Annotated in this window: 30 protein-coding genes; 16 read left to right on the top strand and 14 right to left on the bottom strand. The window is 67.1% G+C overall.

The features are described 5' to 3' along the window. Positions 1 to 46: 46 nt before the first annotated feature. Genes ASG32_RS15750 through ASG32_RS15745 form a run of 3 tightly spaced genes read right to left on the bottom strand, consistent with a single transcriptional unit; the run spans position 47 to position 934 of the window. Positions 47 to 304 carry a hypothetical protein gene (locus tag ASG32_RS15750; protein ID WP_107351959.1) on the bottom strand — a complete coding sequence of 86 codons (258 nt, stop codon included), beginning with the start codon at positions 302 to 304 and terminating at the stop codon, positions 47 to 49. Next, positions 294 to 587: a hypothetical protein gene (locus ASG32_RS33380; RefSeq protein WP_107351958.1), complete on the bottom strand. Its 294-nt coding sequence runs from the start codon at positions 585 to 587 to the stop codon at positions 294 to 296. The genes ASG32_RS15750 and ASG32_RS33380 overlap by 11 nt, the downstream gene beginning before the upstream one ends. Beyond that, entirely contained in the window at positions 584 to 934 is a 351-nt protein-coding gene (locus tag ASG32_RS15745) for a hypothetical protein (protein WP_056527882.1), read from the bottom strand. Before ASG32_RS15745 ends, ASG32_RS33380 begins: the two co-directional genes overlap by 4 nt. 772 nt (positions 935 to 1706) lie before the next feature. Here ASG32_RS15745 and ASG32_RS32635 point away from each other — a divergent pair. From ASG32_RS32635 to ASG32_RS15715, 6 genes are all read left to right on the top strand, one after another. After that, complete coding sequence (locus ASG32_RS32635) at positions 1707 to 1976, top strand: DUF1488 family protein (RefSeq protein ID WP_082557911.1); 270 nt, start codon at positions 1707 to 1709, stop codon at positions 1974 to 1976. 841 nt (positions 1977 to 2817) lie between these two features. Then, positions 2818 to 3021, top strand: a complete 204-nt coding sequence (locus ASG32_RS33930) for a hypothetical protein (RefSeq protein ID WP_157861986.1) — start codon at positions 2818 to 2820, stop codon at positions 3019 to 3021. Between the two features lie 211 nt (positions 3022 to 3232). After that, positions 3233 to 3556 carry a hypothetical protein gene (locus ASG32_RS15735; protein WP_056527877.1) on the top strand — a complete coding sequence of 108 codons (324 nt, stop codon included), beginning with the start codon at positions 3233 to 3235 and terminating at the stop codon, positions 3554 to 3556. A gap of 154 nt (positions 3557 to 3710) precedes the next feature. After that, positions 3711 to 3926: a hypothetical protein gene (locus ASG32_RS15730; RefSeq protein ID WP_056527874.1), complete on the top strand. Its 216-nt coding sequence runs from the start codon at positions 3711 to 3713 to the stop codon at positions 3924 to 3926. A gap of 267 nt (positions 3927 to 4193) precedes the next feature. Continuing rightward, entirely contained in the window at positions 4194 to 4463 is a 270-nt protein-coding gene (locus tag ASG32_RS15725; protein ID WP_056527871.1) for a hypothetical protein, read from the top strand. Between the two features lie 445 nt (positions 4464 to 4908). Beyond that, the gene (locus ASG32_RS15715) at positions 4909 to 5205 is read left to right on the top strand and encodes a hypothetical protein (protein WP_056527863.1); all 297 of its coding nucleotides are present in this window, start codon (positions 4909 to 4911) and stop codon (positions 5203 to 5205) included. 313 nt (positions 5206 to 5518) lie between these two features. Here ASG32_RS15715 and ASG32_RS15710 read toward each other — a convergent pair whose 3' ends face one another. The 5 genes from ASG32_RS15710 to ASG32_RS15690 all read right to left on the bottom strand — a co-directional run bounded on the left by ASG32_RS15710 (position 5519) and on the right by ASG32_RS15690 (position 9345). Then, positions 5519 to 5773 (bottom strand): hypothetical protein, encoded by a 255-nt coding sequence (locus ASG32_RS15710; protein WP_056527861.1) that lies wholly within the window; start codon positions 5771 to 5773, stop codon positions 5519 to 5521. An 89-nt stretch (positions 5774 to 5862) separates the two neighbouring features. Next, entirely contained in the window at positions 5863 to 6612 is a 750-nt protein-coding gene (locus ASG32_RS15705; protein ID WP_157861985.1) for a hypothetical protein, read from the bottom strand. Positions 6613 to 6690: 78 nt separating this feature from the next. Continuing rightward, positions 6691 to 8331, bottom strand: a complete 1641-nt coding sequence (locus ASG32_RS15700) for a hypothetical protein (RefSeq protein WP_056527854.1) — start codon at positions 8329 to 8331, stop codon at positions 6691 to 6693. Between the two features lie 73 nt (positions 8332 to 8404). After that, on the bottom strand, positions 8405 to 8968 hold the full coding sequence (locus ASG32_RS15695) for a hypothetical protein (RefSeq protein WP_056527852.1): 564 nt from the start codon (positions 8966 to 8968) through the stop codon (positions 8405 to 8407). A gap of 86 nt (positions 8969 to 9054) precedes the next feature. Then, positions 9055 to 9345, bottom strand: coding sequence for a hypothetical protein (locus ASG32_RS15690; RefSeq protein ID WP_056527849.1), 291 nt, complete (start codon positions 9343 to 9345; stop codon positions 9055 to 9057). A gap of 92 nt (positions 9346 to 9437) precedes the next feature. Between ASG32_RS15690 and ASG32_RS32630 the strand changes: the two genes are divergently transcribed. From ASG32_RS32630 to ASG32_RS15675, 4 genes are all read left to right on the top strand, one after another. Continuing rightward, a complete protein-coding gene (locus ASG32_RS32630; protein ID WP_348271893.1) occupies positions 9438 to 9713 on the top strand; it encodes a helix-turn-helix transcriptional regulator in 276 nt (91 codons plus the stop codon). A gap of 107 nt (positions 9714 to 9820) precedes the next feature. Further along, a complete protein-coding gene (locus ASG32_RS15685; RefSeq protein WP_157861984.1) occupies positions 9821 to 10681 on the top strand; it encodes a hypothetical protein in 861 nt (286 codons plus the stop codon). A 72-nt stretch (positions 10682 to 10753) separates the two neighbouring features. After that, a complete protein-coding gene (locus ASG32_RS15680) occupies positions 10754 to 11041 on the top strand; it encodes a hypothetical protein (RefSeq protein WP_157861983.1) in 288 nt (95 codons plus the stop codon). Between the two features lie 96 nt (positions 11042 to 11137). Continuing rightward, positions 11138 to 11740, top strand: coding sequence for a hypothetical protein (locus ASG32_RS15675; RefSeq protein WP_056527840.1), 603 nt, complete (start codon positions 11138 to 11140; stop codon positions 11738 to 11740). On the opposite strand, the gene ASG32_RS15670 is transcribed toward ASG32_RS15675, so the two are convergent. Genes ASG32_RS15670 through ASG32_RS15650 form a run of 6 tightly spaced genes read right to left on the bottom strand, consistent with a single transcriptional unit; the run spans position 11708 to position 16659 of the window. Further along, entirely contained in the window at positions 11708 to 12019 is a 312-nt protein-coding gene (locus ASG32_RS15670; protein WP_056527837.1) for a hypothetical protein, read from the bottom strand. The two genes, ASG32_RS15675 and ASG32_RS15670, sit on opposite strands and share 33 nt — an antisense overlap. Positions 12020 to 12073: 54 nt before the next feature. Beyond that, positions 12074 to 12694 carry a hypothetical protein gene (locus ASG32_RS15665; RefSeq protein ID WP_157861982.1) on the bottom strand — a complete coding sequence of 207 codons (621 nt, stop codon included), beginning with the start codon at positions 12692 to 12694 and terminating at the stop codon, positions 12074 to 12076. Next, on the bottom strand, positions 12687 to 13628 hold the full coding sequence (locus tag ASG32_RS15660; RefSeq protein ID WP_082557910.1) for a hypothetical protein: 942 nt from the start codon (positions 13626 to 13628) through the stop codon (positions 12687 to 12689). The genes ASG32_RS15665 and ASG32_RS15660 overlap by 8 nt, the downstream gene beginning before the upstream one ends. Then, on the bottom strand, positions 13594 to 13758 hold the full coding sequence (locus ASG32_RS33925) for a hypothetical protein (RefSeq protein WP_157861981.1): 165 nt from the start codon (positions 13756 to 13758) through the stop codon (positions 13594 to 13596). The genes ASG32_RS15660 and ASG32_RS33925 overlap by 35 nt, the downstream gene beginning before the upstream one ends. A 50-nt stretch (positions 13759 to 13808) precedes the next feature. Next, positions 13809 to 16214, bottom strand: coding sequence for a hypothetical protein (locus ASG32_RS15655; RefSeq protein ID WP_056527828.1), 2406 nt, complete (start codon positions 16212 to 16214; stop codon positions 13809 to 13811). A 31-nt stretch (positions 16215 to 16245) separates the two neighbouring features. Then, complete coding sequence (locus ASG32_RS15650; RefSeq protein WP_056527825.1) at positions 16246 to 16659, bottom strand: hypothetical protein; 414 nt, start codon at positions 16657 to 16659, stop codon at positions 16246 to 16248. Positions 16660 to 16967: 308 nt separating this feature from the next. Between ASG32_RS15650 and ASG32_RS15645 the strand changes: the two genes are divergently transcribed. The 6 genes from ASG32_RS15645 (at position 16968) to ASG32_RS15620 (ending at position 20746) form a co-directional block, all read left to right on the top strand. Further along, positions 16968 to 17282 carry a hypothetical protein gene (locus ASG32_RS15645; protein ID WP_056527822.1) on the top strand — a complete coding sequence of 105 codons (315 nt, stop codon included), beginning with the start codon at positions 16968 to 16970 and terminating at the stop codon, positions 17280 to 17282. A 277-nt stretch (positions 17283 to 17559) separates the two neighbouring features. Next, complete coding sequence (locus ASG32_RS15640; RefSeq protein ID WP_056527819.1) at positions 17560 to 17811, top strand: hypothetical protein; 252 nt, start codon at positions 17560 to 17562, stop codon at positions 17809 to 17811. Then, positions 17805 to 18722 (top strand): toprim domain-containing protein, encoded by a 918-nt coding sequence (locus tag ASG32_RS15635; RefSeq protein WP_157861980.1) that lies wholly within the window; start codon positions 17805 to 17807, stop codon positions 18720 to 18722. Before ASG32_RS15640 ends, ASG32_RS15635 begins: the two co-directional genes overlap by 7 nt. Beyond that, on the top strand, positions 18722 to 19996 hold the full coding sequence (locus tag ASG32_RS15630; protein ID WP_082557909.1) for an AAA family ATPase: 1275 nt from the start codon (positions 18722 to 18724) through the stop codon (positions 19994 to 19996). The genes ASG32_RS15635 and ASG32_RS15630 overlap by 1 nt, the downstream gene beginning before the upstream one ends. Before the next feature lie 190 nt (positions 19997 to 20186). Next, positions 20187 to 20480, top strand: a complete 294-nt coding sequence (locus ASG32_RS15625) for a hypothetical protein (protein WP_056527813.1) — start codon at positions 20187 to 20189, stop codon at positions 20478 to 20480. Positions 20481 to 20491: 11 nt separating this feature from the next. Beyond that, on the top strand, positions 20492 to 20746 hold the full coding sequence (locus ASG32_RS15620) for a hypothetical protein (RefSeq protein ID WP_056527810.1): 255 nt from the start codon (positions 20492 to 20494) through the stop codon (positions 20744 to 20746). The last annotated feature ends 186 nt before the right edge of the window (positions 20747 to 20932 follow it).

Below are 20932 nucleotides of genomic sequence, written 5' to 3'. Positions count from 1 at the left end.
GCCCTGGGCTGTAGAGCGCATCCTCGGCTGTCATGATGTGGATCTCCTATTCCCGGCGCGGCCGCCGAGCGCCGGCATCGTCGCCGACATGATTCCGCCGGTCCAGAAAGGCTTTCACGGCCGGCCAGTAGCGACCGCCGAACTGCGGATCGATCCGAGGGAAGCCGCCGCGCTCCAGAACCACAGCAAGCCCGGTCCAGCCCTTCGAGCGGGACGGCCCCATGATGATCTCGGCGAGTTCCTTCTCATCCGGATAGAGGCAGGTCGGCTCTGCTCGCTCGACCGCCCGAACGTTACGCGGCACTGCTCCCTCCCCGATCCTGCTCGACAGCCACCGGCGCCGGGAACGAGTAGCCAATCCGGACGAGGTGCTGCCGGTCTCCGTCGAAGTAGATGCGCCGACCCTGCCACCACACTTCGTCGCCGAGCTTTGGCAGGTTCTCCTGAGGCTCGGCGTAGACGCATATCTCGTCGTGCACCCCGGGGCCGCCGGCATTCTTTGCCACAACCCACAGCCGCAGCACGTCGGTCCCGCTGTCCGGCAAGCGCATGGGTAGGATCTCGATCAGTCGACCACCGACGCTCACGCTGCCCTCCCGCTCGTGTCCTCGGTCGGCCGCACGCCACGCTCCGCCAGCGCCTCGAGGTCCGGGATCATCTCGGCGACGATCTCGGCTCGCGCGAAGCTCCATCGCGGCAGCAGCGCGTGGATGTAGCGGCCGGCCTTGCCGTTGATCCGGTGGAAGCCGGCCAGGTTGGCCCAGCTTTCCCACCATTCGCCGCGGCGCGGTCGCGCGAGGTCGACGTGCGCCGCGGTCTTCGCGCCCATAGTCGACGGGTCGGCGATGGCCTCGCGCAGAGCCCGGGCCGCTTCACCGGCGCGGCGGCGCTCGTCGTCGGTCGGCGGCGGGAGGGGCTTAGGAGCACGGGCCATACGGGGCTCTCCGCAGATGTGGCGGCTACAGAACAAATGATGGCTTCGGAACCTAATCGCTCCAAAATTACTATATCGATGGGGCTATTTTCGAAGATTGGATTTTTATTGAACGGATTTTTCGCGAGGCCGCCGCGAAAAGCGGCCCTCAAAACTGGACGAATATATTTTGGAAAACCGCAGGTATGTCGCGATTGCCTCGTCTGGGACCTTGATAAGACCGGCGCGACGATTGAGGTGGATCCGGGCGCCATTGTTCCGACGGTTCTCCGGTTGATCTCGGAAGGTCTGTGCCTGGACCAACTCTGCGAGGTGGTCTGGCGAGATGGTCGTAAGTTGGAGCTGAAGTTCAGCTGCTGAGCCACACGTTCGCTCATGGCGAAATTCCGGCCCGCCATCATGGCCCCTCTGGCGAGGGACGAGTCAGCATCAATTTCCCGCATTGCTCGGGTCGCTTCACCGACCTGGAGGCGCTCGGCGATCGGGAGCGGGAAGCGCTTCAGTGCATGGTTCGTCATGCTGCACCCGCGATTTCGAGCGCGTCGGCCGGGGCGAGCGGCCGCCGGCCAATCAGGGGGCTGCGGAAGGCGCGAGCGGGGGAGACGTCAACTCGTTTCGTTTCGATAAGGCCCCGAAGGCTCCGGATTTTCTTAGGGTCAAAGTCGGCGGATCTAAAATAAAGCTTGCCGTTTGCGGCTCGTTTTGTGTCGATGGCCCGTTGTCTATGAAACAGGTATTTTTGGGGGGCTGAAAAAAACCGCTGAGGCGTGCCATGATGATCGTTGGTTACCCGGGATGGCCCCCGGTTATTGATGCGAACACGCGAGAGCATGTTCGTTTCGCGATGTCGGACGGGCGCAGGCTTCTCCCTTGCAGAATTCCGATCGCCACACTGCGAGACTGCTTCGGCGACGAGGACTCCGAGCCAATCGATCTTTTTGAAAGCTGCCAAGGCGAAATCGAAGACGCTGCTGGTAGGAGGTACGCGCGCGATGGCATCGCTAATGGTGTGATCGATCTTGATGATCGAGATTTCGATTAATTGTCTGATACCAACATTTGACCCCGTGCGGAGGAGATTGAAATGTACTCCCTTTACAAATTTTCTGCTGTAGCAGCTCTGGCAATCAGCATTCCTGCTGTCGCACAAACTGTTGCCGATCCTCCCATCGGTACTCAGGACGGCTTGTCGAATATGCCCAAAACGACTGCTACGATCCCCGACCGGGTTCGAACGCCGGACGACGGCTCTCCAGAAGGCCTTCGCGTGCGCAGTGACCTGGCAGATCAGCCAGAGCCGCCCCCCACTGTCCCTGTACCGAAGGAGCCCTTCTAGGAGCGTCAGGATGCACCATGGCGCTCGGATTCCTCCGCGATCGTCACCGCCGAGCTGGATCAGTGCGAGACGGGAGCGCACGTTTACCCGACGGTATACCAGTCCATGCAGATCTTCGACTCGCCTATAGTTCTGACAGCTACATTTCTGACGGGTTGTTTTGTTCTGTTTGCGGCGCGCCGGCACCAGCGCGCAATTACTGCGGCACTGGGCATCATCGTTATAGTCTTGTGCGTCGCAGTAGTCGGCGCTTTTCTGGGCGGAGCGAGCAGTAATTAAACAGAACCAGATCGGTGAACGCGTGACGCCGGCAGTGTCGATTTGTGAGGGTTCAATCATGGCGCGCCTCCATCACCCCGCCTGACAGATCCCTTGTCACGCCCTCGGCATCGGCAGCCTCTGTCGACCGGCCGAAGCCGGAACGCATGAAGCCGCTGATTACTTCAATCTGTATGGAGCGGATGGCTAACCTGCTGTCCACGGGCGGCATCTGACCACGCCGTGGCTGAAGCTGTCCGACGCCTCCATGCTGGCGAGGGAGAGCGCGATGACCGAGGGCAAAAACGACGGCGTTTCTCCGTCCCTGAAAGACGTTGCTGCAGGTGAGAAGGCCAGTAGGGAGAAGTTCATCGAGGAGGGCGGCCCGCTGCAGGAGCCTCCGGACGGCCACCTCTCGGGCGGCGATCGTCCGACTGGCATCGTATCCGAAATCGAGGGACCTGGGCTCAACGATCCGCTCGAGGGCAAGTAGCATCTCAGCCACGCGCGCCTCCCGTCGCGAAGATCGACGTCCGAAACGGCATTGGCGTCGCTGCAACTCCAGAGTGAACTTTGATGGCCGCTTCGCATCTCTGTATTGTATCAAGGGCGCAATTTTTCAAATAGTGCGCATTATTCAGCGATGATCCGCGCCACAAGATCAGTTCATACATGCGTTGAGTGAAACTCAGAGGCGCACACTGATGATCGACGAGCGCTCGGACAGCATCGCAAGTTGCGGTGAGAATGCTTCTGCCGCCGCGCAGGAGGCCAATGGCATTGCGTTTCTCCTCGCAAGTGCTGCCTACCTGACGCTGGCAGGAGCTCACCTGCGTCGCGAGGGATCGGACGGCCTTGCCCTGATGGATGCAATCGAGGATCAGATTTCGGAGGCGATGGACAGCTTCGCTGCTGAGCATCCGAACGATGTGGCCCAGCCCGACATCATTCTGCATGCGATGCGCAAAGTTCGCGTTCTGCTCGATGCTGGGCGTTCGATGGCCCCGGAGGGACGATCCCTCCAGTAACTCGGCCGTCTGGCCGCGAGCGGTCGGGGCTCCGATCATCTCGCGCGTGAAGGTGCTGGACTCGGCCAAGGGGCTACTCCGCGTTGGTGAAGGATGCGCCCCTGTGTCCGGATGGCACTGGGCAGCCGAACCAAAGCCGGTCAGACGCTTGGCGATGGACCGGCTTGAGCTCATCCGCGTCGCGGCCTTCGCGGCTGCCTCCGCTCTCGGCGTGTTCGGCGCCTGGCTGATCTTCGGCGACATCAGCACCGTGCCGCCTGCCGCTGGTGGCTCGCTCATCCTGAGCATCGCGGCGGTGTTGCATCCCGGCGTTTGGTATCTGCTCGCAGCTATCGTGATCCGGCAGATCGGACGACGCGTTTCCAGGTAAGGGCGCGCCGCCCGCGAAGCTGTCGATGACGAGCGGCCGGTTCATGCCGCCGCCCTCATCGCCGCTCGCCGGGGCGCGCCCCTTCGTTCCTGCCCCCAAGATAGGCTTAGCGGCCAAGCCTCTTGATGATTGTCCTATGTTAAATCCCCAGCCGTACAGCGGCCGGAGGGCTGCCCGCGGAGACTTGTCGAATGCTGTATTTACAATCCTAATCGGCTGACATATAGACTCCGCGTTCTGGGGAGCGTGTTTTGTAGGGAACACGCCATGACTGATATGACACCGATCGCGGATGAAGCCGCGACACGCTTGGCCTTTGGCCTCATGCGCAGTGCCTATCTCGATCTCGCGCGGACGTTGCGCAGTATCGAGATGGAGCCCGCAAACGAATTGCTGCGCGCTGTAGAGCACCGGATTGTGTACCGGCTCGGCTCTTCTGTTGGGCAGGATTGCCCAGACGGTTCCACGCAGGAGGGTGCGCTCGCCTTGGCTGCCGGTCGCGTTCGAAGCGTGCTCCGCGAAGCGCAAGAGGCCTGAGCCCCGCTTCAGAATGGGTGGGCGGTTCTCCGCCTCGGGCACGAACCGCCCCACCATCGCGCACCTGCACGTGGCCAGCGCCAGCACGCCGGAGTCGACTTCGTCGTAGAGGCAGTCGAGCATGTGCGCTGGCGCATGCCGAGCGATCACCACCCGACCCAGATACGAGCCAGCAATGATGCTGGAGGCGGTCATGGATCGGTCAGACAACGTCGTGCAGCTTCGTCCCCCGAGCGCACCGAGCCGTGCTGTCGCTCGGAGCCGGCCTGAGCCGGAGCGCGGCCTCGCCGATGTGCTCGTAGTCGGTGGGGCGCTTGCCGGTCTGATGCTCATCGCGCAGCAGCTCGTTCTCGGGTTGAGCACGGGGTGAGATCGCGTCATCGCCGCGCTTCCTCGCCACCCGAAGGGAGTGGCGCGGCAAGGTGCCTCTGAACCCGGCCGACGCATGATCGTTGACCGCACGATGTCCGATCCGATGATCCCGCTGATCTCGGCTGCCGCCTTCGTTGGCGTGGGCTGGCTGATCATCCACGCCGGACGGCAGTACGACGACGCAATCCAGCACACGCTGACGGTCTTCGCTTTGGTGATCGGCCTGCTGGTGATGATCGGCGTGACCGCGAAGTTGCGATCCATGATGGGAGTTGGTCGCATGTCCCACCGGGTCGAGGCGCGGTCGCAGGCCGAGTCCGGAAGTCCAATCCGCGCAGTGCGGAGGCTCGACGCGGGGCTGAACCCGTAGCGATAGCGCGCTCAAACCCGCTCCTCCGCGCTCGCCCGCCCTCCGGAACTCCCGGTCACCATGTCGCACGACGCCTCGCGACGCTCTCTGGCCTGCCTCGCGGACCAATGCGGCGCGGTCTCGATCCTTCCGGCGTCCATCTGGTCGGCCAGCCCGCGCAGGCCCACGGCGAGATGCCGACAGCGCCGAAAAGGGGCTAGCCGGGCAGCGGCGGCCCGAACCTGCGGACCTCGACTAGCAGGCCGGCCGCGAAGAGCCCGCGCTCGATGGCCGCGGCGCATTGCACTCGGATCCGGCAAAGCGATCGGCATGACTAGGCCTCAAGGTCCCGGTCGGTGCCGCGCAACCACACGACCTGACTGCCGTGATGGTTCTCGGGCGCGCCGAGGCTGGGTTCGGCATCGCCGCCGTCCTCGCGGTCGGGGTCGCCGTCGCCATCGTCCAGGATGGCAACGATGCGGTCGACGATATCGAGGGCGAGCTCGGCCAGCCGCTCGAACTCCTCGCGCGGGATCGGCTGGGCGGCGGGCAACTGGCGATGGCCCGGGAAGGGTACGATCTTGCTCATGGGAGGTCTCGGATTGGGTTGAACCGATAGTCCGCCGGCGGGACCCGGCCGGGGTGGTACGCGGTACGCAAAGGGTCGGTGGGCGCCTTTCAGCGCTCTGCCTGACGGGCCGCTCGGCCCATGACCGCGGCATGGATGTCGAAGGCGATGCGGCCGGTGAACGAGTGCCTGGACCGCGGCACCATGGGACGCTCCTCCGACACGAACTCTACCCACGAGATGGCCAGCGCCTTCGCGACGAGGCTCTCCAAGGTCGCCGGCAGCGCCTCGGCTGCGTCCAGCAACTCATCCCAACGGCCGACAGCACGCTCATAGGCGGCGTCCGTCTCCGGGTCCCCCTCGGGCTTGCTGATCGCAACACCCCACGCTGCCCAGCCGTCGAGGATGTCGCAAACGAGCCCGCTGACGTCGGCTACTACTCCCGGGCCGCTGCTTCGCGGGGGCGCGGCGGCGGTGGCGAGAGCATCCATCCGCATGTCGCGGCGCAACTCGGCCGCCACGCTGGGCCAAACGGTCGGGTCATGAAACCCGGCATAAGCCTCGCGGCGTCGCTCGAATTCGGCCTCTGCCAACGTAAGCAGGTAGGCGGCCTCCTGCGGGATGGCATAGTCGAGCGCCATGAGGGCCGCCGGCTGGCGCTGCGGCACTGGCAGGAACCCGGGATGGTAGGCTGCATCTGCCGCCCAGTCCCGGCCCATACCGGGATAGCGCGCCTCGTACAGGCTGAGGCAGGCCCGCATTAGGCCCGCGAAAGCGTGCTCTTTGCCGGAGAGGCTGTGCTCCGGCGGCTCGCCATCCTCGGTGAGGTAGGACTGCATATGGCGGGCGAGGGCGAGCAAGCCAGCGACGGTGGTCGGGCGAGTGTCCTCAACCACATCGAGGGCGGCAGCCCGCCTGTCGTGCGCGGCCTCGTATCGCTACTCGTCGACACCATCATCGAGCCCAACGCATGCGGCGCGGGCCGCAAGGTGCCGCTCGATGGCGGAAAAGATTGGATCCGGCAGAGGCGGCGCGATCGGGTCGCCGCGCCAGTCGACACCGGCCAGGGTGCAGCAAGCCTCGATCAGGCGGCGCGCGGCCTCCTTGGTCAGCCCCTCTTCCTCACCGAGGGCAGCGTCCTCCTCGAACTGCCCGCGGGCCCAGATGTGAACGAGGGCGGCGCGGGCCTTCACGGCGAGGCCAGCCGGCGTGCAGGCGGGTATGAGCCAGATCGCATCGCAGATGGGGCCGAGCGCACCGAAGGCGGCTTCCTCCGCCTCGTGGGCCGCTTCCACGCCAGGCAGGCTCCAGGCGGCCTCAAGCTGCCGAAGGGTCGGACCGCCGCGGGCTCGCGCATCCTCCAGGGCTCGCTTGAGGCGCGCCTCAGGCTCGCGATACTGCCAGGTCGTGATGCGCCACCGGGCATGGGCCCGGTCCAGTCGCTCGCCCAGCAGCAGCAGCTCGGCGTCCTCGTGGGTGTCGGCCGGACGGGACCGTTCGCGGCACAACCGATCCATGTCGGCTTGGATCGCTTCGAGGTGCCGGACGTGCGTCTTGTCCAGCATGTCGGGCGCGATGATGGGCAGGAGATACGTCAGCTTCGCCCGCAAGTCAGCGAGTGACCGGACCGGGGCATGGGCCACGGCAGCCTCAGCCGCGTTCTGCATCTGGCCCTGACGGTCGAACTCCTCATTGTCCTCGGCCAGAGCGGCCGTCGCCGCCATGACGTCCCGGTGATCCTCGATCGCCGCAAAGACGTCCTCCGAGACCTCGCTGGTCAGGCCGACGTCGGTAAGCGCCGCTCGTGCCGGTTCGAGCCCGCGGAGAGCTGCGGCCACAGCGCCGAGCGCGCGGCCACCTTCCGTCGGGCCGACATGTGTAGTGACCTTCGGCACAGCCTCAGAGAGGTAGTCTACCAACGCCAGCACACCGGCCAGCGTCCTCGGCCGCGTCAGAAACAGCGCCTCGTAGGCGGCGCGCTCGCGCTGGCCAGAGGCGCGTTCAGCAGCACCAGCCGCTTCGTACCCGGCCGAGCCCGGCACGATGCCATCGTAGACCTTGGCGTCCTGATCCCAAGCGGTATAGGCGGCCCGATGCTCGGCGATCAGGACATGCACGGCATCGTCACCGCCACCGGACGCGACGGTCGGCACGCACACCCCGGCCCCGGCAATCAGCGATTCGGCGGCGTCAGCACCCACCGTATGCGTGCCGTCGCTACCGGTCGCGGGGGTGGCGCGCTCGGCGCGCAGCCGCCACGCCCAGGTCTCGGCCAGCGCCTGAAACCCGGCCGGCGTAGTCGGGCGCACGGCGCGCAGACGGGCATAGGCGGCAGCGCAGGCGTCCTCAGCCTCCGGAGCCTCCTCTCCGTTCTTGGCCTCCATCGCCTCGCCGAGCGCGTCCCAGGCGGCCCGATAGCTGGCGGCGACCTCGAACGCGGGATCCAAGGTTTCCATGGTCTCGGGCGCGGGCGCGGGCCGGTGGGTGACGCGGGCGAGACCCGCCTCCAGCTCGGCAGCGCGCTGCTTCAGGGAGGGGCGGTCGGACTGCGGGCGATGGGATCGGTTGGACGAGGACATCAAAGGCCTCCAGGGATCACGGGATCGCAAGGTCAGGGGACGGAGGCGCGGCGGGGCGGTCCGCCACTGCAGGTCAGAGCAGGCTGGCGAGGCCCGTGAGGACGGCACCACCGCCGATGATGACGGCGGCCGCGAAGATCTCGCCGGCGAGGCCAGAGGCGCGCAGCACCCGGCGCAGGATCGGCTCGCCCTGTGGGGCGGCCAGGACCGGCGGCAGGCTCGGCACGACCCTTGGGGCGAGGCGGCCGAGCGGCGACGCGATGGGCAGCAGGTCGGGCGGCAGGTCCGACCCGGCGAACCGCGATAGGTCCGCCTCGCGGGCCAGGATGAACCGGTCGAGCATGCTGTCAGCCTCGACGGTGATGGCCTCCTCGCGGATCAGCCAGCGCAGATGCCGGACCAGGGCCAGGGCACCAAAGTGCGAGCCGCACGGGGTAGCCAGCAGCTCCTCGAGCGCGAGGCTCATGGCGTCTTCGGCGATCTCGGAAGGGCGGCCGGCCTCGGCGATCTGGAACACGGCCCAGGCCTCGGCGTGTGCGTCGATCGCCGACAACACCGGATCGGCCGCCGGGGTGCGGGTCGTGATCGCGAGAACGGCAGGCAGGATGGCGAAATCGGGAATGCGGGCGTGCGTCATCGTTCGGGCTCCGGTGAGGGCTCGTGGCGGTGGGACGGCGGTGGCGAAGGGGATGCGGGCCGGATCGGCCCAGCGAGGCTAGAAGATCAGTGCGCGGTGGTGCGGCGGGCGGCCTTGGCGACCTGCCACGTGGCCTTGAGGGCGGCGGACATCGCCTCGGCGCGGGAGACGCCGCAGCGCTCTTGGATGCCGGCGGCGGCCTTGCAGGCGGCGGCCATGATGGCGGCGCGGTCGTAGCGGCCGGCGAGTACGAGGGGGCGAGTGCGGGCGCCGAGCTGCACCAGGGCGCGGGCACCGAGCATGCCGGCGGGGATCGCGGGCCGGCTGTCGTGCAGCGAGCGGGAGATGCGTGTCCAAGAGACGGTGCGATGGGGCATTTGCTACCTCCGTCATATCAATTCGTTGAAATTCAGATTGGAGATATGACCACCACCTGTCAACGCATTTGCAGGTCCATTGACGAAAAAATATGACATGCTACCGTTTCGGCATGCTCACACCTGCCTTGTCTCGCGCAGCGTGCGCCCTGTTGGATTGGTCACAGGAGCAGCTGGCGGAGGCGGCGCATCTTGGTCTGTCAACAATCCGAGATTTCGAGCGTGGGCGTCGGGTGCCGAGCCACAACAACTTGGCCGGCATAGAGCGAGCCCTGCGCGATGCCGGCATAGATTTCACGCCCGAGAACGGCGGCGGGGCCGGGGTGCGTTTCCGTCTTCGCGAAGACGGCACCCGAGAAGAGCACTAGCCGACTGCCATCCCGCGACGGTTCGGTAGTGGAAAAGCCGCCGGGGACTAAACGGCGAACAAGATGTCGGGGCGCAGCCTCCGGCTTCTGATGAAGCGAGGTGTTCAATGCCGCGAGGTTCGGAGAGGCGGAAGCATCAGGATGCCCGCCAGCGGCGCAGCAGCCGCAACGCTGGCGATGGCCTCGAAGCCGATCGTCAGTTCGCCCGAGAGGTGTTCACCGTCTTCGACGCGATGAAGGCTGAAGCAGACATCCCAGAGTCTGTATCAAGCGAGGCCACCCGGCTCGCATCACTCCTGGCCTTCCTCGGTGCACAGGCGGACGAGTTCGTGAAATCCTGCCCGGACGTCAGTGATCCGCGGTTCCCGATAGCGCTATTTGCACAGGGAATGATCCTCGACATCATCAACAAGCGGCGGCACCCAATCGAGGCGTTTTTCCGAGGGGTCGGCGATGTGGAAGGCCGGGTGCGCCTACCTCAGCAAGACCGCGTCGTGCGAAGCGTCCTGGTCGGATGCGTCTACGCAGTCCGAGACCTGAGCTCCCGAGACAGGCCTACCCCGATCAGCCTCAGCAGCGCCATCGGCACCGTCCTCTCGAACCCGGCCCTCGCATCTGCCTGCCAGTCGGAGAAGAGCCTGCGCCACCTGTGCGACGAACCATCCGACGATCTGCAACAAGCCTCGACGCGGACTAGGGATATGCTGCTTGCGCACAGCCCGACCGCCGAGGCTGCGGTTGAGGCGGCAGCCAAAATCATCAGCAACATGCATTGGGTCCCGAGCCCATACGACGCGCTCAAGGCCAACACGCACCGGCTCTACTATCGGCTGGAGGAGGACGGGGCGGTCACGTTCGATCTTCCGAAGGGATCGAGGATCGAGAAGCATCTGACCGCTCAAGTCCTCGCGGCCCTGCCCGCCCAAGCACACGCCGACGGTTCGGACGAGGACGGCAGCGAGAGGTAGAGATCCCGCTCCACGCGCGAGCCTCGATAGATGCCGGTTGATCACGACCACCTGCGGACCCTGCTGAGCGCCGTGCGCGATCTCGCCCAGAGGGTCGCCGCCGAGCCTGACGCCCCGCGGGCCGCGGGCAGGCTGATGGATGCGAAGCTGTTCCACGCGCAGACTGTGGCCAGACTGGCGAAAGGCGGCCCGGCGCTGGATACCCTGCGAGACCACCTGTACATCTCGTTCGCCGGGGACATCGATCGTCGGTGGCTGAACGCCTTCGATGAGGCCGGCCTGGTGACCGGCGTCGAGCGCGCCAAGATCGCCAAGGCGATCGCCCGCGACGCTCAGGAATGCATCGACGCGATCCCGTGACCTATCTGGACCACTCACCGGCTGGTGGTGATCAGCGAACCTGAGTGATGCCTTGCGATGAGCGTGTAGGATGCCCACGGATCGGGAGGCTTTGCCATGATGGAATCTGCGGCCCTGCGTCGGGCGCGAGATGCGGTGCTGCTCTACGTCTACCATCATGGAATGAGCCGCCCGGCGTGTTGCGTCCCGCAGGATCAGGTAGCGAACGGGTGCGGGCTGACGATGGAGCAGCTCGGGCAGGTCGCCGGCTTGCTCAGCAACCAAGGCCTCTTCAACACGCGCGGGCAGATCGGATCGGTCTGCCTGAACGAGGAAGGACAGCGCGAGGCTGAGCGCCTTGGGCCGCTGGTGCCGATGCGCGACCCGCCGGCGCCGACCAGCGTGCACGTCGGCGCGAATTACGGGATCGTGCAGGTAGGCGGCGTCGGCTCTTCGCAGGTAGCCTCACAGACCTTGGACCAATCACAGATCACGCTGCTGCTGAACAGGATTGAGCAGGAGATCCCGTCCCTTAACCTCGCCCCGGCCGAGAAGGATGAAGCGCAAGGCATTCTCACCACGCTCAGGAAGGTGGTCAGCGAAGAAGGCGCCAAGGCCGGGGGCAGGCTTCTCGCTGCCGGCCTAGTGGATCTGCTGAAGCGCGGCGGCAGCGCCTTGTGGGAACAGCTACCGAGCGCCTTCCACTTCACCGCTGGCTGAGAAGTCTCGCGGGAAGGTGAGATCGTCGCCGTCGGCGTACTGTATCGCCCGCACCTCGCGCCGCCGCCCGGTTTCCGGACACCCGACGAATGCGCGCACGGCACCGGGCACCGCATAGTCGAACTCGACCGCGTGATCCGTTTCCAAGCGCGCGCCGTCATTCCCGAGCACGAGGCGCAGCTGCAGCGCGGCGAGACTGGCGAGCACGCTGGCGCCGGTCTGGGAGTCGATCACATCGTAGCCGCGAGCATCGCCCGTCCCGATGATGCGAAGCGTCATGCCTGTTCCCTCCTGCTCAATCGCTAGATCTGCGTGAAATCTCGTCCGATGCGGTCACCGCTGCGGCCTCTGAGGCGGCTCGCCAGCTCCATGGATTGGGCCGACCCCGTGACCCGGATGCTTGGCGACTCGGCGCACCCGATCGGCCCAAGGCATCGCAGCCGATTGCGGGCAACCAGGCAGCGCGCCGAAATCCTCGGGCCGGAGCGGGCGGCGTGCCGGCGACACAGGCACCGCCAAAGCATGCGCACGCGGGAGCGCCGACTTCACCACTAGCGCTTGCGCCTCCTCAGCGGCCTTGAGGCCAGCCATCAGCAGGAACAGCGCCTCGATGCCCTTCGCGGCGGCCGCCTGATGCGCGATGAAGTCGGCGCAGGCCTCGCGGCACCGGGCTTCCGAAGCGAGGCGCCAGAACAGGAACTCCACATCGGAGAGCGTGGTGCCTTGGGCTCGCACGTCCGCTTCAGCGAGCCGGTGGCCGGCCTCAACGCGCCGCTCGATCTCCTCGGCGGTTCGACCGAGTTGGCCAGCCAGGATCCTCGGGACCCAATGGTCCTCGGCCGACACGATCCCTCTGAGGGCGGCGCTTTCCGCCTCGGGGCTGTCGCGGTGAGCCGCGTGCAGCGTGCGCTCTTCATCGCTGCGAAGCCGGAGAATCAGTTCACGCTCAGGCACGGGCGGTGACCTTTCTGGCCTGCGCCTTGGCGGCGCGGCGCTGCTGACGAGACAGACCGGCCCCAGCCGGCGCGGTAGCCTCCAGGCGCGCGAGGGCCGCCGGGTCATGATCGAACGTGGCGAAGTCGATCACGCCGGCCCGCACCGCGCGGTCGAACCGCTCGAACGGCCACGCGACTGAGAAGCCGGAGGGTGGGACCTTCGGGAGGGCCGCTACGTCGAGCGGCTCGGGACGGATCGGGGCGCCCACCTGGTCGGGCCACTCGCGGATCACGCCCTGCCGGACGCCCTCGCGATTGATCACGGTAAGCCACAGCGCGCCGCCGATCACGTGCTTGCCAGCGACGCCCGGCCCGGCCCTCTCGTCCGAGGGCTGGCGGCGCTGAAACTCCATGAGCGGAATGCCGTGCCGCACCGGATCGAACGTCTCGACCGTCCAGTCGACGTCGGGCTCGGCACCCTGGCGGTGCAGATTCCACAGCTCCCCCGCGTTCAGGTGTGCGCAGTGGAAGGTGCCGCCCTCATCCTCCAGGCTGCGCCAGACGTAGGGCAGCTCGTCCACGTCGAGGAAGGCCGAGGGCGAGCGCAGCACGTAGGCCTCGGGCCGGTCACGGCGCTCGCTCCACCCGACCGCGTGCACCTCAATCAGGGTCTGCCCGGCGAGATCGCCCGCCGCCATCGCCGCCCGGTGCTCGCGCTCGATCGCCGACGCACTGCGGGTCAAGAACTCGTCGAAGCTGGCGAAGGTCTCGGCCAGGGTCCGCACGAAGGTCGGCCCCCACCAGTTGCCACGGCCGGTGATGACGCCGGTCCAGCTCTCGATGGCGAAGGCCTTCAGCTCGAACCCGACGATCGTCCCGGCCGCGTCGTAGAGGCTGGCGTCGGTGAGGACGCAGGCTCTACGCGAACCGCAGATGACGTTGACGGCGCTCATGGTCGCGATCCTTCTTCCGTGAGGGTTTGTGGCCGTAGGAGCCGCCAGCGATGCCGGCGACGCCGCCCGCGACGGCGAGAAGCGGGTTGGCCGTCATTGCTCCGGCCAAGGCGCCGCTCAGGCCGCCCATGAGCGGGCTCTGCGAGGAGTAGCCAACCGAGGCGCCGGCCGCGATTGAGGTCAAGCCCTGGCCGAGCGGCGAGGTGAGGATGCCGCCGCCCTGGCGGGATTCCTTGAGCCACCCCGAAACCGCGCTCCCGAGGCCGGTCTCGGCGCCCAGGCCGAGGGCGGACGCGATCTTGTCCGTGTTGAACAGGCTCCCGAACATGCTGGCCGTCGGCAGGGATGGGCCCTGAGCGCCGGGCAGCGGCGAGCCGGCCTCGTTCGAGCCCCCGCCAAGCAGGCGCCGAAGTTGAACTTCCCGCCGAGGAGGCCACCGAGCTGTCCGCGCTCATTGGAGGCCGTACCGAGGATGCCAGCGAGCGGTCCTTCTCCGCTGATCAGCGCCTTGAGCGTGCTGCTGCCGAGCGACTTCGACAGCGAGGCGAAGGCCTGCTCCATCTTCTGGCCGCCGAGCACGATGTCGTCGACGAAGCTGGTGAAGCCGTCAGCCAATTCGCGCTGGCCCTCCTTCAGCAGCTCGAACGCCCGCTTGTTGTCGGCGAGGCGCGAGGTGCTGGCGGCCAGCCGATCGCCGAGCCGGTCCCACTCCTCGCGCATCTGCGCGGTCACCTCGGTGCCTTCCTTCTGCGCGGCGCGCTCCAGATCGTGCGCCAACTTGAGCTTGATCACCGCGTCCGTCGTCTTCCCGACGCTCTCGGCCTCCAGGTTCAGCTCGTCGATCCGGTCCTCGGTCCGCTTGATCAGGAGGTCGTAGGACGAGGCCGCCTCTTGCGCGGCCTGCTTCGCCTGTTTCGCGCCCGAGGTTGCCTTTGGTAGATCCGCGAGGGTCGGCCCGAAGTTGTACGGGAAGGAGCGGCCGGTGATCTTGAACTCGGGCCCCTGCACCTCCGGCGGACCCTGCACCTCAGCTTCCTTCTGCGCCTTCGCAACGAGGCCATACTTCGCAGCAAGATCCACGGCCGCGGCGCCAGCCGACTTCAGCCCATCGATCATCGTGGTGGTGGCAGTACCGACGAAATCCGAACTCGCCTGATTGGCCTCGTTCACCTTCTGGATGACCAGCAACACGGTCTGGAGGACCTTGAGCCACGCCTCGTTGGCAGCCAACGCTGCGCCCGAGAAGTCGAAGGTCACAGCCACCGCATCGCTGATGGCTTGTTTCGTGTCCGCGATGTTCTTGTTGAGCTCTAGCGCACGATCAACCTGATCCTGCTTCAGAATTTCCTTGTCCTGGAGAGAATTAAAGTCGGCCACCATTTGCGAGATGTTGGTACTACCGTTACGAAGCCGTTCGGCCACGTCGGGCCCCATCAGCTTCTCGGCGAGATCCAGCCCAGCGACCTCCTGGCCGCGGTCGTAGAGCTCCTTCACCAGATCAAGGGTCGCGCGGATCCTCTCCTGTGTCGTGGTGGCGGTCTCCAGCGCCGACATGGCGGCGGGCTTCTCGGCGCCGAACGCTCCTGACGTGTAGAGGCTCGACACGGCCGAGAGCGCGCCGTTGGCCTGCCCGTAGCGGTCCTTCACGAAATTCGAGGCGGTTTGCAGCGCCCGGTCCATCTGATCCGTGGTCGCCTGGATCTTCGGGCCGAGCGCCTCAAACGACTTCACGAACGGGGCGGCGAGGTCGAGGCTGCGGGCCTTCTCGCCCAACGAGATCAACCGTTCTAGGTCGGCACCGGCGCTGCTGATCGCCGCGCGCGCGGTCTCGAAGGCGAGGAACGCGACGACGGCTGGCCCGATTGCACCCGGCAAGCCGCCGAGCAGACGGCTCATCAGGCCCGTGGCGGTGGTGATCCCGGCGACCTTCTCTGCGTAGACCCCTAGACCGCCGGCTGCCGCCGTGGCCGCCGTCGAGGCGAGGCCGAGCCCGCGCGCCGCGATCGTGGCGGCCGCGACGACCGTAGGTCCCATCGCTGATGCGCCCTCGGCGAAGGCCGCGGTCGAGGCTGACGCGGCGCCGAGCGAGCCAGCCGCCGATGTGGCGAGGGTCGCGAGCCCGCGGGCCGCCGCGACGCTGGCGGCAATCACGAGCAACGGGTGTTCGAGGGCGAATTTCCCGGCCGCCTTGAAGGCCTCGTTCTGCTTCTCCAGGGAAGCCGCGTTGTCGTTAGCCGCCCGCTGCTGTTGCGACGCGGCCTGCGCCGCAGCCTGCGAGGCGCGGAGCTGCTGATCCGCGAGCGCGCTCAGGGACTGATCGTAGGCGTTGGCCGTGACCGCAGCGTTCATCATCGCGATCTGGTTCTGCCGCTCCAAGCGCTGCATCGCCTCTGCCGCCGTGAGCCGGGTGCGGGTCGTTGCCTGGTTCGACGAGGCCGCCTTGTTGTCAGCCTCCGACGCCTTCCCGGTCGAGCCGGCCAGCCGGTCGAGCGCACCCGCGAGCTGTTCGACCTTCGCCTTTTGCTCGGAAATGCCCGTCGACTCGTAGGCGAAGATCGTCTTCTCGATGCGGACGGTCTCGGCCATGGCTACCTCGAAGGTTCGATGGACGGGTAGGCTACGCGGCGGGCGCGGTCGGGGCCGCGGAGGCGATCTGGTCCCCGACCATGCTGGCGGCGTAGATCGCGGCCTCGCGGAAGCGGCGCAACTCGGGGTTGCTGAGCAGCTCCATCGCGGTCTCGCGCGTGAACAGCAGCGGCTCGCCGTCGTCATCCTCCAGGCCGGACCAGTCCAACAGGACCGTCGCCGCGAGGCACTCGTTCGTCACCCGGTCCATCTCGTCCGGAGCAATCCGGCCGCCTGGCTTCTTCGCCCGGGGAATCGCCTCAATCAGCTTGTTCTGGAGCTGTCGATAGGCCGCGTTCTGGATCCCGCGGACCTTCAGCGCGAGCGAGCCCATCTCGGGGATATCGCGGATCCAGGCGCCATCCTCGATGGCGCTGGAATTGACCTTCATCTCGGACAGTTTCACCGGACTCTCCTAGTACTGTGCCGACGGCGCTTTGTGCTGTGGAAAACTTCGCTGTGCACAAGTGCAGATGCCTGCACAGCGGAGATGCCGTCGCTGTTGTGAGAATTGATGGTCTCCATGGGCGGGGCTCGGATCGGCCGTTCGCCCCAGTGGCCGGGGCCTTGCCGCGAGCCTGAACGGCCGCCGTTTCCGGATCTACCCCACCAACTTCGGAAATTCCGGCCCGGCCAATTTCCGAAGTTGGTCCAGTAGATTGGGAAAAACCCGGCCGCCACCATCCGCTCAGCCCCACCGACGAGGCCGAGCCGATGGACGCCACCCACGAGATCCTGCCTCCCGCGATCAGCGATTTCCGCCTGCCCCCGGGACTGGCGATGCCCGGGAATGTCGTGATGACCGAGGAGGAGGCGGCCCGCTTCTGCCGGGAGTCCGTCTCGCGCTTCCGCGGCTACCGTTTCGCAGGCACCGGCCCGGCCTTCGTGCTCAGCCCGAACGGGGGGTGCGCGCCGGTCTACCTGTGCTGGGACGTGCTCGCGTGGCTCGTCTCGCGACGCCACGCCATCATGCCGAAGACCCGCCTGCGCGGCCGTCGCCGCGTCGAGGCAGGGGCCGCGGCGGCCTGAGATCCCGCCCTCGGCGGGGTTCGCCCCGCTGGCCGCTCACCCCGCGCCGAGGCGGCCGGCGCACCAGCAGCAGGAACATCGACATGAAGAAGCCCGCGAACGCGGGCGCTCGCAGGCTCTCCAAAAGTGTCTTCCTGGAAGTCGACACAGATGGATATGCCGCAACGGCGAGTGCCCTTCAAGTTCGACGCCTCGTCGAGCGAGGTTTGACCCCGGCCGTCGCAGCCGCGATCGCCGCGCTGGCCTACGCGATCCCCGAGACTTGGAGGGACGCGCGATGATGGCACCGGCGCCAGCGGTGTCCGAGTTCGGCGTCTACCGGTGGCGCCGGGCCTACACCCCGAGGCAGGAGGCGCAGCACCGCGCCCGCGCCGCTTTCTGCCTGAGCCCGTCCTGGCGCCTGACCTCCTGGGAGCGCGCCTTCGTCAACAACGTCTCGCAGCTCCACGGCAACCTCTCGATCCGACAGGGCGACCATCTCGCCAGGATTGTCGACAGGCTGGAATGGGAGGGCCGGCGCGCATGCTGACCCTCCAGCAATTTGCCGCCGACCTACGTGGCAAGGTGGTCTCGGGCGGTGTCAGCTTCGCGCCGCCGGGCCACGGCCCGCGCGATGGATCCGGTCGCCTGCGGCTCGATCCCTCTGCTCGGAACGGCTACCGGATCACCTGCCTCTCGCCGCGCGACGACGCCATCCAGGTCCGCGACTATGTGGACGAGCGGTGCGGCCTGCCCCGGTGGGACGAGCGCCAGCGGCGCCCCGATCCGCACGAGGTCGCCCGCCAGGAGCGTGCCCGCGAGCAGCAGCGTCTCATCCGCGAGGCCGAGGCCAGGATCAAGGTCGACCGGGTCCGCCGGATCTGGGACGAGGCCGAGCGCGATCCACGCGGGACGCTCGTTGCCCGCTACCTCGCTGAACACCGCCATCTCGATCTCGCCCACGATGTGTGCGGTCACGCGATCCGCTTCCACCCCGCCGGACCGTGGGAGGGCGAGCGCGTGCCCATGATGCTCTGCGGCTTCCGCGACATCGCAACCGACGAGCTGGTGGGCCTGCACCGGACCCGTCTCGACCCGGCGACTGCGGCGAAGATCGATCGGAAGATGCTCGGCCGGGCCGGCGGGGCAGCGATCAAGCTCACCCAAGACGCCGACGTGATGACGGGCCTGCATCTCGCCGAGGGTGTCGAGACCGCACTGGCCGGCATGGCGCTGGGCTTCCGGCCGATGTGGGCCCTCGGCAGCGTCGGCGGGATCGCGGCCTTCCCGCTGATGAGCGGCATCGAGGCCCTGACCATCTGCGCCGAGACCGGCGAGGCCAGCCAAGCCGCGGTCAATCAGGTCGGCACCCGCTGGAGCGATGCTGGTCGCGAGGTGCTGATTGCCGCGCCGAAGACCGGGAGCGATCTGAACGACGCGATCAGGGAGGCGATGCGCTGATGGAAAGCCCCAGCCCGATTGATCCCGCCACGGTGGCGACCGTCCACCCGTTCCGCCGCTCGTCTCGCGAAACGGGACCCGAGGAGGGGCAGTTCGCTCCACCGGAAGGTGCGACCGATGCGGCTCCGCCAGCATCCATCCACGCCACACCCTTCGTCTGGCGTGACCCACGCAGCATCCCGCCGCGGCGATGGCTCTACGGTCGCCACTACATCCGCCGCTTCACCACCGCCACGGTCGCCCCTGGCGGCCTCGGCAAGACGAGCCTCATCCTCATCGAGGCGCTGGCTATGGTGACCGGCAAGCCACTCCTCGGCGTGCGCGTCCCTGAACCTCTGCGGGTCTGGGTCTGGAACGGCGAGGATCCGCGCGAGGAGATTGAGCGCCGCCTCGCGGCCGCCTGCATCCACTACGGCGTCACGGCAGAGGACATCGGCGGTCGCCTGTTCATCGATAGCGGGTGCGAGACCCCCATCGTCATCGCCCAGAAGCTCGGTGAGGGTACGACGGTCCACCGACCGGTGGTCGAGGCCATGACGGCGGAGATCCTGGCCAACCGGATCGACGTGGTGATCCTCGACCCGTTCGTCTCCTGCCATGCCGTCCCAGAGAACGACAACGGCGCGATTGATCGGATCGTGAAGGAGTGCGGCGGGATCGCAGAGGCCGGCAACTGCTGCTTCGAGTTCGTCCACCACGTCCGCAAGGCCAACGCGGGGCAGGCCTCCTACACGGTCGAGGACGCCCGCGGTGGTTCGGCGCTGATCGGCGGCGTGCGCTCCGCCCGGGTGCTGAACGTGATGTTGTCCGAGGAGGCCGAGCGGGCTGAGGTCTCGGCGAGCGACCGCCGGCGGTTCTTCAGGGTCGATGACGGCAAGTCCAACATGGCACCGCCGCTTGAGAAGGCGGAATGGCGCGAGCTGGTCAGCGTCGGTCTGGGCAACGCCGACCAAGAGATGCCCGAGGACCAGATCGGCGTGGTCACGCCCTGGTCGATGCCAGGGCTGTTCGACGACGTGCAGGTCGCCGACCTCCGACGGGTACAGGACAAGATCGCCTCTGGGACCTGGGCCGCGAGCGTCCAGGCCAACGACTGGGCCGGCTACGCGATCGCGGAGATCCTCGAGATCGATGCCGAGACCAAGGGCGGCCAGACCAGGATCAAGGACATCCTGAGGACCTGGATCGAGAGCGGCGCTCTCAAGATCCTCCGTGTCGACAACAAGGCGAAGGGCCGCGCCAAACCCCTGATCGTCGTTGGAGCGCGGGCATGATCGCCGTCATCCAGACCGGTTTCCCCACCTTGAAATGCGAAGTGGGGAGAAGTGGGGAAGTGGGGGAACCCCCGCCCCCCACCTCACCCCCAGTTAGCTACCCCCCCTTTAGGGGGGGAGCTGAGTGGGGAAGTGGGGTGGGGTCCGGCGGGGTCGGCCTCAAGGTGGGGAAATCAGCGGGGGCGGCCCGATGATCGCCTCTGCCGACGCCTTCGGCCCATGGGCCATCGACATCACACCCATCGAGCGCACCGCCCGGCTCCGCGCGATGCAGGCAATAGCGCGTCTATCCTGCGGTCCCCGGGGCGACACGCTCTGCGCTCTGCTTCGCCAGGCAGAGACCGATCCCGCCAGCCTGGAGGCCGCGGCGGCGGCGCTCGCCCGCCTCGAACCGCTCGACTACCGGCGCGTGCTCGCGAGCTACGCGCAGGTCCACCGCCCCATGCTGCCGGCCCGGGCTGGGTCGCAGCGGCGTGACCACTGACAGGAGCCCCGATGGGAACCGTCATCCCCTACCCCGGCGAGTCCCGCCGACCGCAAGCCTCCGGCGTCCGCATCGCCTACGTCGCTGATCGCTGGTGCATCGAGCGCTTGGTCAACGGCATCATCACCAGACGCAGCTGCATGCCGACCCGAGACGATGCTCGCCGCGTGGTGATCCGGATCAGCCGCCGGGACAAGGCCATGCTGCTCCCGATGCACGCCTTCGGTCCCACCGGCGAACATCCCCATCCGGACGACGCCGCCTAACGTTGACCATCCCTTCGAGGGTCACCCATGTCCCGCCGCTCACCAGAACCCTACCGGCTCGGTCCCGACGTTGACGACGAGCCGACGTGGCCTGCCCCCTGAAAAGTGGTCCTCCCTAAGGTATGGCTTTGAGCCATGTGGAGGATGTCATCATGGGACGGAAGAAGCATACGGCTGAAGAGATTG

Origin of the sequence: Methylobacterium sp. Leaf361 (assembly GCF_001424445.1) — a bacterium.
In the GTDB taxonomy this organism is placed as follows: Bacteria; Pseudomonadota; Alphaproteobacteria; order Rhizobiales; family Beijerinckiaceae; genus Methylobacterium.
This window is presented reverse-complemented; position numbering and strand designations above follow the sequence as displayed.